At 35.5% G+C, this 11,860-nt stretch carries 11 protein-coding genes and 1 riboswitch; of the genes, 3 read left to right on the top strand and 8 right to left on the bottom strand.

The genetic code is table 11. The features are described from left to right. Nucleotides 1–80: 80 nt before the first annotated feature. Nucleotides 81–185, bottom strand: a riboswitch (SAM riboswitch). A gap of 319 nt (nt 186–504) precedes the next feature. Further along, nucleotides 505–1,734: a chloride channel protein gene (locus ACQVV1_RS21270; RefSeq protein WP_431169470.1), complete on the top strand. Its 1,230-nt coding sequence runs from the start codon at nt 505–507 to the stop codon at nt 1,732–1,734. A 43-nt stretch (nt 1,735–1,777) separates the two neighbouring features. On the opposite strand, the gene ACQVV1_RS21265 is transcribed toward ACQVV1_RS21270, so the two are convergent. Then, nucleotides 1,778–2,473 carry a YjjG family noncanonical pyrimidine nucleotidase gene (locus ACQVV1_RS21265; RefSeq protein ID WP_431169469.1) on the bottom strand — a complete coding sequence of 232 codons (696 nt, stop codon included), beginning with the start codon at nt 2,471–2,473 and terminating at the stop codon, nt 1,778–1,780. Between the two features lie 106 nt (nt 2,474–2,579). Here ACQVV1_RS21265 and ACQVV1_RS21260 point away from each other — a divergent pair, with 106 nt between their 5' ends. Next, nucleotides 2,580–3,251, top strand: a complete 672-nt coding sequence (locus tag ACQVV1_RS21260; protein ID WP_063223944.1) for a transcriptional regulator YeiL — start codon at nt 2,580–2,582, stop codon at nt 3,249–3,251. A 62-nt stretch (nt 3,252–3,313) separates the two neighbouring features. Here ACQVV1_RS21260 and ACQVV1_RS21255 read toward each other — a convergent pair whose 3' ends face one another. The 3 genes from ACQVV1_RS21255 to ACQVV1_RS21245 form a co-directional block, all read right to left on the bottom strand. Then, entirely contained in the window at nt 3,314–3,940 is a 627-nt protein-coding gene (locus ACQVV1_RS21255; RefSeq protein ID WP_431169468.1) for an FMN-dependent NADH-azoreductase, read from the bottom strand. Between the two features lie 191 nt (nt 3,941–4,131). Then, entirely contained in the window at nt 4,132–4,779 is a 648-nt protein-coding gene (locus tag ACQVV1_RS21250) for a response regulator (protein ID WP_431169467.1), read from the bottom strand. Nucleotides 4,780–4,799: 20 nt separating this feature from the next. After that, on the bottom strand, nt 4,800–6,350 hold the full coding sequence (locus tag ACQVV1_RS21245) for a GAF domain-containing sensor histidine kinase (RefSeq protein WP_242254109.1): 1,551 nt from the start codon (nt 6,348–6,350) through the stop codon (nt 4,800–4,802). A 134-nt stretch (nt 6,351–6,484) separates the two neighbouring features. On the opposite strand from ACQVV1_RS21245, the gene pdxK reads away from it, so the two are divergent. Further along, nucleotides 6,485–7,309 carry a pyridoxine/pyridoxal/pyridoxamine kinase gene (pdxK, locus tag ACQVV1_RS21240; protein ID WP_431169466.1) on the top strand — a complete coding sequence of 275 codons (825 nt, stop codon included), beginning with the start codon at nt 6,485–6,487 and terminating at the stop codon, nt 7,307–7,309. A 78-nt stretch (nt 7,310–7,387) separates the two neighbouring features. Here pdxK and ACQVV1_RS21235 read toward each other — a convergent pair whose 3' ends face one another. The 4 genes from ACQVV1_RS21235 to ACQVV1_RS21220 form a co-directional block, all read right to left on the bottom strand. Then, nucleotides 7,388–8,443 carry a GGDEF domain-containing protein gene (locus ACQVV1_RS21235; protein WP_242254107.1) on the bottom strand — a complete coding sequence of 352 codons (1,056 nt, stop codon included), beginning with the start codon at nt 8,441–8,443 and terminating at the stop codon, nt 7,388–7,390. 146 nt (nt 8,444–8,589) lie between these two features. Beyond that, the gene (locus ACQVV1_RS21230; RefSeq protein WP_063223950.1) at nt 8,590–8,793 is read right to left on the bottom strand and encodes a YbdD/YjiX family protein; all 204 of its coding nucleotides are present in this window, start codon (nt 8,791–8,793) and stop codon (nt 8,590–8,592) included. Then, nucleotides 8,786–10,861: a carbon starvation protein CstA gene (cstA, locus tag ACQVV1_RS21225; protein WP_431169465.1), complete on the bottom strand. Its 2,076-nt coding sequence runs from the start codon at nt 10,859–10,861 to the stop codon at nt 8,786–8,788. Before cstA ends, ACQVV1_RS21230 begins: the two co-directional genes overlap by 8 nt. Before the next feature lie 121 nt (nt 10,862–10,982). After that, nucleotides 10,983–11,699: a LytR/AlgR family response regulator transcription factor gene (locus tag ACQVV1_RS21220; protein WP_242254103.1), complete on the bottom strand. Its 717-nt coding sequence runs from the start codon at nt 11,697–11,699 to the stop codon at nt 10,983–10,985. Between the last annotated feature and the right edge of the window lie 161 nt (nt 11,700–11,860).

Genomic DNA, 11,860 nt, shown 5'->3' with positions numbered 1-11,860 from the left:
TTCTTCTTATACAAAATAAAAAACTGCCCCTTTCCTGAAAACAAGAAAGGAGCAGTTTGAAAACACGCTCTAAAGGCTCTTTCTTATCTTTCAGGATTATTACCTGCAGGATTTGGCACAATTCCGTTATACGGCTGTTGCCAAGGTTTCATCGGGCCTGTCCCTCCACCTTTTCTTGATAAGACTATGCAATTACCGTTGATTTTATAGCAATAATTTCCTAATGTCAATTAGTTTTTCTGAATGTTCTAAATTAACAACAAAGAATTTGATACACATAACAAAAGAAATATATTCCATATTAATTCGAAAAAGACCTTTTAAAATCCCCTATTAATACATAGAATTAAATAAGTAGTTTAACTGTATACATTCCAAATTCTGACGAGACCTCAATATATTGAATAAGCCAACCTCTCAAAAAGATACTATACATATTCATTTCATTTCACAGTAGTATATTTAATTCTTTCCACATTAAAACTTACATAACGGAGGTAGAACATGACACGCACAAAGGACATGCACTTTATACTCGTCCTATACGGCATTATTTTAGGCTCTATAGTAGGAGCAACAGTCTGGTTATTTTTAGTTACAATAAATATCGGCATTCACTTTATTTGGGGATACTTACCTACTATCTTATCTTCTCCCCCGTATTACACCATTTGTATAACAACTATCGGCGGTATTCTCGTTGGCTTAACCCAAAAATACTTCGGCACATATCCACGTCTTATGCCGGAAGTAATGGGTGAATATAAAAAAACAGGTAGAATTGAATACCGTTTTGTACATAAAGCTACTTTAACTGCGATTATCGTTTTAATATTTGGGGCTAGCTTAGGTCCCGAAGCAGCACTTGTTGGCATTATCGGTGGACTTTGTACATGGGTAGGGGATCGCTTTACATTCGCCTTAAAAGGAATGAATGAAATAACAGAGGTTGGAATTGGTGCTACTTTAAGTGTAATTTTTAACGCGCCATTATTCGGTTATTTAGCTCCAAATGAAAATGAGGGTGAACAAATTAATGAATTTTCTAAAGGAAAAAAAGCAATTGTATATTTAGCTACTACTTTCGCTGGTTTTTCCATTTATTTATTACTTAGTAAATTTGATAATCGTGGATCCTTTATCGTTGATTTTGGGGAAGGTTCCCTTTCTCTTAATGAATGGATTGCCTTTCTACCACTTGCTAGTATTGGTGCTATAGTTGGATTCTTTTATTTTAAATTAGAATTCACATTAGAGAAATTCATTCATCCTTTTAGGGAATACAAACTTACCCTTGGAATTATCGGTGGTATTTTATTAGGGGTTGCAGGAACTTTTCTCCCATACACATTATTCTCCGGAGAACATCAATTAAAAGATTTAGTCGTTGAATGGAGCCATTTATCCTTCTGGGTACTACTTCTTTCAGGGGTTTTAAAATTATGTATTACTGCCGTTTGTTTAAATACAGGTTGGCGTGGCGGACACATTTTCCCAATTATCTTCGCTGGATCTAGTATCGGATATGCTATAGCTTCCATTATCCCTATAGATCCAATTGCTTCGGTAGCCATTGTCACAACAGCAATTTCAAGCTATGCATTAAGAAAACCAATTGCTATAACACTACTATTACTCATGTTTTTCCCGCTCAACTTACTATTACCTATGCTTGGAGCGGCAGCGATTGGTAATGCATTTCCACTTCCTAAAAACAACGAAACTACAAGCTAATACAAATAGGCAGTAGGGACAAAAGTTCCACTGCCCATTTTCATTACACATGCTGCTTCAATATTGCATATAACTCTTCAAAATTTTGCACTTCATATGTCGGCACAATCTCGCTATTATTTGATTTCTTTTCTGGATTAAACCAACAAGTATCAATTCCCGCTACATATCCACCTTTAATATCAGCGCTTAACGAATCCCCAATAATGAGCCCTTCTTCAGGAGAAAAAATAGGAATTCGTTCAAAAACATAATCAAAATACTCTTTCATTGGCTTTTGATAACCCGTATCTTCAGAAACAAAAATATCTTTAAATAGCGAATGTAATCCTGCATTACGCAAACGTTTATCTTGCGTCTTAGAAACACCGTTTGTCACTATATATAAATCATACTCCCTCTGAATTTGATTTATAAATTCAAACGCGCCTTGTATGAGTTGATTCCCTTCTTCTAAGTAACTGCGATAATTATTTTCGAATAATATCCCATCCACTTCTTGTCCATATTCTTTAAATAAAACCGAAAATCTTGTATGTACTACTTCATCACGATTTATTTTACCTTCTTCAAAATCATCCCAAAGACCTTTATTAACTTTTTTATACTGTGCTTCAATCTCGCTAGTTAGAGGAATCCCTTTCTCCTCAAAAAGCATACGTAACGCTATCCTCTCAGCCTTTTGAAAATCTAACAATGTATTATCTACATCAAATAATAGTGTTTTATATTTTTTCATAGTCCCCTCACACTCTCTTTTCTACAAAAACAAATTCACATAAATCGTACCATTCTTTCTTGTAAAAATAATAGGAGATATCTCATACTAAACATGAGGTGAAAATATGAAAGTCAGCAAAAATAGCGAAGAAATCTCTCGTTACATACAAACTTACAACTTCCATGCTCTTTTTTCTTTCGATGTCTTACCATATGCTGAACTACATTCCTTTCAAAAGAAAGAAAGGATATGTAATGAAGGGGTTGATTTCCCTTATCTTTATTACTTAATTTCCGGTAAAGCAAAAATATATATGAGTCACAAAAACGGGAAGGTTTCCTTAATTAACTTTATTCAAGCACCTTCGTTTATTGGAGAATTAGGGTTAATTGGTGTAGAATCCGTTACGAAAACGGTGGAAGTGATTGAAGAATGTATGTGCTTGGCGCTTCCTCTTAAAGATTGTCAGCATCTTTTATTGCAAGATGCTACCTTTCTACAAAAACTATGCAAATTTATCGGTGAAAAAACAATTACCCGAACAGAAAGTTATGCCAAAAACAATAGTTATCCGTTCGAAAATCGATTAGCGGCATTTATTCTATTAACAGAACAAAATAACAGTTATACAGAAAAACATACCGAGGCTTCGGAATACTTAAATGTCAGCTACCGTCACCTTTTATATGTATTAAACCAGTTTTGCCAGCATAATTACTTAAAAAAAGACGGAAGAACTTATTACATACAAGATCGAGTTCAATTGGAAAAATTGGCTGACGAACTTAAAATATAAAAAAGTAGCATTAACATATAGACGTTAATGCTACTTTTTTCGAGTGACGATTCTATTTTCAATTAAAATTTGCTTGCTACTTTAGCTGCTTCTTCAAGACCCGCTGTAATGATCTCTTCTGCCTTATCTGGGAATTGGTTATGTCCTTCAATAACTACTTTTTCCATATTTGTTGCACCGAAGAAGCCCATCATGCTTGCTACATATTTAACAGCCATTTCTACTTCAGCTGCTGGACCTTCAGAATATACACCGCCGCGCGCGTTTAACAATGCAATCTTCTTATCTCCAATTAAACCAACTGGACCTTCTGGCGTATATTTAAACGTTTTACCAGCTCGGTTTAAATAATCAATATATGTGTGTAGTACTGCTGGAATCGTTAAGTTCCATAACGGGAAACCGAAAACAACTTTATCAGCTTCTAGGAATTGATTTAAGTACTTATCAGCAACTGCTACTGCTTTTGCTTCTTCTTCTGTTAAATCAAGTCCTTTACCTGCTTTGAATGTACCATTAATCATGTCTACGCCTAGGTATGGTAATTCTTCTTTATATAAATCAAGTTCTACTACTGTATCATTTGGATGTGCTTCTTTGTAATTTGCTAAAAATGCCTCATATAATTTCACACTAACTGCTTGTTCCGCTGGACGGTTGTTTGCTTTTACGAATAAAACTGTTGTCATTATGTTTTCCTCCTAATACTAGCTCTTCTGTTTTTATATGCTTTCAAAAAAGGTATCCCTTGTAATTGTTGTTTGTTGCTTACAAAACATATCTTATCTTTATATCAAGATAATTTCGTCCTCACATAGACGTATTTTTCCATAAAAAAAGTCCACCTTCCAAAGGCGAACTAGGTCTTACGACTTTTGTCTTATACAATTCCATTTTTCACTGCATATAACGCCGCTTGCGTGCGATCGGATAAATGTAATTTACTCAAAATACTACTTACATGAGCTTTTACCGTTTTTTCTGTAATAACTAAAACCGAAGCGATTTCTTTATTACTCATCCCTTTTGCTAATAGCTGCAACACTTCATTTTCTCTTGCTGTTAGCACATCCACTTGAATAGAAGGTTCTTCTTCCTTTTCTTCCACAGGTAATGTTTGAGAGAGAAGAGCGGTTGCTATATCTGGATGTAATTGAATATTACCTTTATAGGCGCTTCGAATAGCTTCAACAAGTTGGTCTGGTTCTACATCTTTTAAAATATAGCCGCTTGCTCCCGCCCTTAATGCTGGTAAAACATGTGCCTGATCAGAAAAGCTAGTTAATACTATTACTTTCACATCCGGATATTCTTGTTTGATACACGCCGTTGCCTCAACACCATCCATTTCGGGCATATATAAATCCATTAGTACAACATCAGGATTTGTCTCCCCTACTTTCACTAATGCTTCTCTCCCATTATTCGCTTCTCCAACTAACGCTAAATCTTCTTGCGTACTTAAGAAAAATGCTAATCCTTTTAAAACGACTGTATGATCATCAACTAACAATACTTTTATTTTCACAAACTTCCCTCATTTTCACATCATAATGGTACGTTTACTTTTATACTGGTTCTTTTCTTATCACTTACAATTTTAATTGTTCCACCAATTAATTCTACTCTTTCGCGCATCGTAGTCATGCCGAGTGATTTCTTCTCTTTTATATCCTTTTCTACAAAGCCTTTTCCTTGATCGACTATTTCTAATGATACATTCTTCTCCGTCACTTTGAAATAAATCGTTGCTTCTCTGACATTCGCATGTTTACTTACGTTATTTAAAGCTTCTTGTCCAATTCTCCATAGCGCTTCCTCTACTACACGCGGCAAATCACGAACACCTGTAACTTGTTCACGAATTTTCAATCCCAAGTTTTCACCGTACTGCTTTAAAGCTGGTAATAAGCCTTTTTCTAAACCTGCCGGACGAAGCTGCCAAATTAATGTTCTCATTTCCTTTAAAGCTCCTTGCGCTAGTTCACGCATCTCATGCAAAGATTGATCAACCTTTTCATTTTGACCTTTTAAAACAGCTTCAGCCCCTTTTGTCATAAAGGTTAATGAAAATAATTTTTGCGAAACAGAATCATGTAAATCCCTCGCTAATCGGTTTCTTTCTTCCATTCGTACGAGTTCACGGCGCTGTTCGTTTAATCTTAAATTCTCTATTATTAATGAAACGTGATTCGATAATGCTTGAATTACATCTATTGTATTAACATCAAATTCCCCATTATTTAAACTAACACATAAAACACCAAATATATGATTTTGGATATGTATTGGTGTAGCAATAACAGCTCCATTTAGATGTTTTAATAGAGCTAGCTCGCCTTGTTCTAACGCCTTCTTTGCTGCTTCTTTTACATCCTCTTGTAACTCTTCCTGACCATAAGAAGCTCGCAAAGATAACTCTATTTCTTCCCTAATAAAAAACGCCACTTGATTCCACTGAAATACTTCACCTACGTGATTTACCACTTTTTCAGGTAATATATTAAACTTATGAATCGTTTTTAAAGCTTGAATAAACCGCTCCAATTTCACATAATAATGTGCTCTTCGCTTTTCATTTTCATATAATTTTGTTCGCTTTAAGGCCGTCCCTATTTGGAAAGCAACTGATTGAAGCAATACTAATTCTTCTTCCGAAAAATGTGTTTTACCTGGACTAGCTACATTTAAAACACCAAATTTCTCTCCTCCAGCCTTTAAAGGAACCGTAGCATGATGAAGGATTCCTTCTGTATCTCCCCAATTATATTCAATTGCATTATTAATTCTTTTACATTCAATAATATTAACCGCTCGCTCTAATTTCCCATCCACAAAGCCACGTAAACACCAACACTCACCTTCACACATCGGGCGTTTATTTTCATATGTAAGTGCCTCTGGTAACTGGTAATCGATTAACCTCGTATATTTCCCATTTTCATCCGCAAGAAAAATCCAGCCCGTCGTTAGACCTGTTACACTGAGCAATTTTTCTAGCACCGCTTGCAGTACATGGTACATATCATTTGATGTATTTAGTGTTTCTGCAATTTCTTTTAATATAACTAATTCATTTGTACGATTCTCTTGAAACATAATTCGTCTCCTACATACAAGATTTTAAATAGCTCCTCAAATAAATCATCTACTTTTCACTTTGTACTTATTCATAACATTGATATAATGGTGAAAACATAGTTTTCATTATATCACCTGAGGGGGCTTTCATAATGACATTAAATAAAGCACTTACTATCGCTGGTTCTGACACAAGTGGCGGTGCTGGTATACAAGCAGATTTAAAAACATTCCAAGAACTTGGTGTATACGGAATGACATCTCTTACGACAATCGTAACGATGGATCCACATAACGGTTGGGCACATAACGTATTCCCAATCCCAGCTTCTACATTAAAACCACAGTTAGAAACGACAATTGAAGGTGTTGGAGTAGATGCTTTAAAAACAGGTATGCTTGGATCAGTAGAAATTATTGAAATGGTTGCAGAAACAATCGAAAAACATAATTTCAAAAATGTAGTAGTTGACCCTGTTATGGTATGTAAAGGTGCTGATGAAGCATTACATCCTGAAACGAATGATTGCTTACGTGACGTTCTTGTTTCAAAGGCATTAGTTGTAACACCAAACTTATTTGAAGCTTACCAATTAAGTGGTGTGAAAATTAATTCTCTTGAAGACATGAAAGAAGCAGCGAAAAAAATCCACGCTTTAGGTGCGAAATATGTCCTAATTAAAGGCGGTAGCAAGCTTGGTACGGAAACTGCCATCGACGTCCTCTATGATGGAGAAACATTTGATCTTTTAGAATCAGAAAAAATTGATACAACAAATACACACGGCGCAGGTTGCACATATTCTGCTGCAATTACAGCAGAGCTTGCAAAAGGAAAATCTGTGAAAGAGGCGGTAAAAACTGCTAAAGAATTTATCACAGCTGCTATTCGTTATTCATTCAAGATCAACGAATACGTAGGCCCAACACATCATGGTGCATATCGTAAATTCGTTGTATCAAAAGAACTTGTCTAACTAAATGAAAACACCCACAGAGTTCAGATATTCCCTCTCTGTGGGTGTTTTTTATAAGCTCTTCCGGTCATCTTACCTTTAAGATGCAGAACTGACCTGATTTCTACCATTTCTTTTGGAGTAATATAACGCGTCATCAGCAGCTTGAATAAATTGCTCTGGTGACTGTTCATATACTGAAATTCCTACTGAAACTGTAATTTTTATTTTTGTTCCATTTAACAATTGGAATGAATGTTTCTCAACAGCTGTGCGAACTTGTTCCCCCATACGCATTCCGTAAGTTAATCCCTTCCTCGGTATCAGAAGCGCGAACTCCTCTCCACCCTTTCGGAAGGCCAAATCTGGAAACGTTGAAACTTCTCGTAAAATACGCCCTATTTGTTTTAATACTTCATCTCCTGCAGGATGCCCATACGTATCATTTACATACTTAAAATGATCAATATCTATAAGTAGTAAACAAATTGAATCATTTTCCATGCGCTTATTACTAATATGACGATTCATCTCTAAGTCAAACTGTCTTACGTTTCCTAAACCTGTTAATGCGTCTATCGTTGCATATTGCTTCATCGTTTGAAATAACTCATTGGATTGTAAAACATAATTTGCACTTATAAACGTGATATATGCTGCTATACTACTACAAACTAAATATAATGCTACTATAGATCTATCCTTAAATAAAATAGAAAGTGGCACCGCTAAAATAGATAAACTATATACATTAAACCAGATCCACCTTGTAAATATAGAAGCTTTCATCCGCCAAATAAAAATAATTCCAACGCCTATCAATACAATAGTATAACAAGCCAATTCAGAGGCTAAAGAGTAATCAGTGAAAAACAATCGAGTAATTAAAATAATAGTAACTGTTATACTACTAGCTATTGGACCTCCAATTGTAATTGCCAAAATAACAGCTAAATAGCGTAGATCTAACATAATATCCTCAATATGTACACCAAAATGCATCAACAGTACACTTAATATTCCGGTAAGAATACCTACTACACATTTCTTCCAAAAAGAGAACTCTTCTTTTAACGGCCTGTCCCTTAAAAGCTGACCTCCAATAAAAATAAAGGAAAGAATAATTGTTGTGTTTACAAATAAATCCCTTAACATAAAATAATCTCCCTACTTTTCTATCTATCCCTTTCCTTATTTTATTGTATACGAAGTTCCTATAATTCCCAAAGATTTTTATTTATTTTTTGCTGTTTCACGTGGAACAGCAAAAAATAAAAAAGGACGAAAATTCGTCCTTTTCACTAACAACAGCGCGAGATTTTTCCACCCTTTGCATTAAATCTAGCTTCTTGTGCTTCTGCAAAAAACTGTTTTTGACATACAACTTCTTCTTCTGGATGATGCTTTTTCATATGCTCTACATATGTTTCATAGCTTGGTACTCCAACAAGTAAACTAATAAAGTGTTTCCTTTGTCCCCATACTTTCCATAGTCTTTTAAGCATAGTTCCTCGACTCACTTTCATCTCTAGGGATATATGGTGCCTCTTTTAGCGGCATCGGCTTATTTCTTAATACTTGAATCCAAATTCGAATTGCAGAAATTAATACAGCGATTACAACTATCATAAAAATCCCGCAAAGTGCCGCATCAATATAATCATTGAAAATAATTTGCTTCATTTGAGCGACATTTTTAGCTGGCGCTAACACTTTCCCCTCATCTAATGCTCCTTGAAACACCTTTGCGTGGGATAGAAATCCTATTTTAGGGTTTTCATGAAATAGCTTTTGATAACCCGCCGTCATCGTTACAATAAGCAATCCGACAGTTGGAATAAGCGTCACCCAAACATATGCCTTTTTCCCCATTTTGAACAAAATTGTCGTTCCAAGTAATAATGCAATACCTGCTAACATTTGGTTTGCAATACCGAAAAGTGGCCATAATGTATTAATTCCACCAAGCGGATCAACTACCCCTTGATATAAGAAATAGCCCCATCCTAATACACATAACGTTGTAGCTATTACATTCGCTAATGTAGAATCCGTTTTCCCAAATGGCTTATATACATGCCCTAAAATATCTTGAATCATAAATCGGCCTACACGCGTTCCAGCATCAATCGTTGTTAAAATGAATAGCGCTTCAAAGAGAATCGCAAAATGATACCAAAATGCCATCATGGCCGTTCCACCTATTACTTGTGAGAAAATATATGCCATACCTATCGCTAACGTTGGCGCACCACCTGTACGTGATAAAATCGTTTGCTCTCCAACGTTTACAGCGAGATCTTTTAGTTCATTTGGTGTAATAGCAAATCCCCATGAGGAAATAACTTGAGCTGCCTGTGAGACATCTGTACCGATAATTGCTGCGGGACTATTAATTGCAAAATAAGTTCCCGGTGTTAATACACAAGCTGCAATCATCGCCATCGCCGCTACAAATGACTCCATTAACATCGCTCCATAACCGATTGGCTGTGCGTGTCCCTCTTGCTCAATCATCTTCGGCGTCGTACCTGATGAAACGAGAGCATGGAATCCAGACACTGCACCACAAGCAATAGTAATAAATAAGAACGGGAATAAGTTTCCAGAGAACACAGGACCAGTTCCATCAATAAATTTCGAAACTGCTGGCATTTGTAGCTCTGGTGCTACAATTAAAATACCGATTGCTAATCCTACAATTGTTCCGACTTTTAAAAATGTGCTTAAATAATCACGTGGTGCTAAAAGCATCCAAACTGGTAATGCCGATGCGATAAACCCATATACAATAAGCATAATAGCAATTGTTTCGCCGCTAAATGTAAATATGCTTGCAAGTGCTGGATTTTCCGCTACATACTGCCCTCCAATAAGAGACAGTATAAGTAGGATAATTCCGATTGCTGACCCTTCACCAACCCGTCCAGGCCTAATGTAGCGCATATACGCTCCCATTAAAATAGCGATAGGAATCGTTGCTGCTATTGTAAACATTCCCCAAGGACTTCCGACAAGCGCCTTTACTACTACTAATGCTAATACCGCTAATAAAATAATCATAATGCCTAAAATACCGATCATTGCAATAAGTCCTGTAACAGGACCAATCTCATCTTTAATCATTTCTCCTAAAGATTTACCATTACGTCTCATCGAAGCAAATAAAATTACAAAATCTTGAACAGCTCCAGCGACAACTACCCCAACAATAATCCATATTGTCCCTGGTAAATATCCCATTTGTGCCGCCAAAATTGGTCCTACTAAAGGCCCCGCCCCAGCAATTGCTGCAAAATGATGCCCAAATAATACCCACTTATTTGTCGGAACATAATCTTTTCCATCATTTAATGTATGGGCTGGCGTTTGCCGATTATTATCTAAACCGAATACCTTTCTCGCTATAAATCTACTATAAAAGCGATAAGCAACTGCATACACACATACCGCAGCTACTAAGAGCCATACGGCATTAATAGTTTCACCTTGTGATAAAGCTATTACACCAAAAGCACCTGCTCCTACTGCTGCAATAACTCCCCAAAGTAAAATCGACTTCAATGTTCTCACATACAATCCCCCCAATACTATTTCTTAGTGGGATTGTACTAAATTTTCTGAATATTTAACTTGAATCCTCCCTATCATGAAGGATTTTTAGTTTATCATGTTAAAAAGTTCGCATTATCTGCTATAATTCAATTTTATTTCGAAGTCGTTTCACATAATTACGACTAACTGGAATCGGTTGCTCATCATATTTATCTAAATACAGATTATATGTGCCATTATAATAAGGTTTTAGTTCTTGTACATATGACATATTAATTAAATAACTTTTATGCACGCGTAAAAAATCATATACATTTAGCTTATTTTCCAGCTCCTGAAGTGTATATGTTGAAATATACTGATTATTTGTTGTATAAATTGAAACTGTTTTGTTTTCCTTATTTTTGCTTACATATACAATATCATCAGGGAAAACATACCTAATCCCCTCTTGACCTTCTATCGGTAGTTTTCGCAAATAACTCTTTGCTTTCTCGCCTTGCTCTTTACCCATTCTATATAAAAGGAATTGCAAATCTTCTTCGCGAAATGGGCGTAGTAAATAATAAACTGCTTGAAAACGAAATGCTGTAATGGACTCTTCTATATCTTCACCCATAAAAATAAATTTCGTATAACAATTTACTTCCCGTAATAAACTTGCATATTCAAAACCCGTTCCATCTAGTAATTTGGAATTTAAAAAAACAAAATCTGGTGTATGCTTCTTCATCATAAATAATGATTCTGTTCCTGTATTTGCTTCAAAACATTCTACATTCCTTATATTTTCAGTAAATTTTTCAACTAAACTTCTTCGCTCTTCTGCTTCTTCCATGATTAGTAAAATTTTCATTTCTTCAACCACCTAATTCTTTTGTCCGTATGTCCTGTTGTATACATTCGCTTTTATAAGGAACATTCCCTTTTTCTTACTATACCATTATTTATCTAAAAAAACAGAAAAAAGGGAACCACCACGGTTCCCCCTGCCCTTTTATTCCGTTATTTGTAGGC

The sequence above is a fragment of the Bacillus basilensis genome, from assembly GCF_050630465.1.
In the GTDB taxonomy this organism is placed as follows: domain Bacteria; phylum Bacillota; class Bacilli; order Bacillales; family Bacillaceae_G; genus Bacillus_A; species Bacillus_A basilensis.
Note: the sequence above shows the minus strand (reverse complement) of the source record. Positions and strands in the feature narration are given on the sequence as shown.

Coding starts and splice junctions, on each gene's coding strand:
- ACQVV1_RS21270 (WP_431169470.1), top strand. CDS start 505: ATGACACGCACAAAGGACATGCACTTTATACTCGTCCTATACGGCATT.
- ACQVV1_RS21265 (WP_431169469.1), bottom strand. CDS start 2,473: ATGAAAAAATATAAAACACTATTATTTGATGTAGATAATACATTGTTA.
- ACQVV1_RS21260 (WP_063223944.1), top strand. CDS start 2,580: ATGAAAGTCAGCAAAAATAGCGAAGAAATCTCTCGTTACATACAAACT.
- ACQVV1_RS21255 (WP_431169468.1), bottom strand. CDS start 3,940: ATGACAACAGTTTTATTCGTAAAAGCAAACAACCGTCCAGCGGAACAA.
- ACQVV1_RS21245 (WP_242254109.1), bottom strand. CDS start 6,350: ATGTTTCAAGAGAATCGTACAAATGAATTAGTTATATTAAAAGAAATT.
- pdxK (WP_431169466.1), top strand. CDS start 6,485: ATGACATTAAATAAAGCACTTACTATCGCTGGTTCTGACACAAGTGGC.
- ACQVV1_RS21235 (WP_242254107.1), bottom strand. CDS start 8,443: ATGTTAAGGGATTTATTTGTAAACACAACAATTATTCTTTCCTTTATT.
- ACQVV1_RS21230 (WP_063223950.1), bottom strand. CDS start 8,793: ATGCTTAAAAGACTATGGAAAGTATGGGGACAAAGGAAACACTTTATT.
- ACQVV1_RS21220 (WP_242254103.1), bottom strand. CDS start 11,699: ATGAAAATTTTACTAATCATGGAAGAAGCAGAAGAGCGAAGAAGTTTA.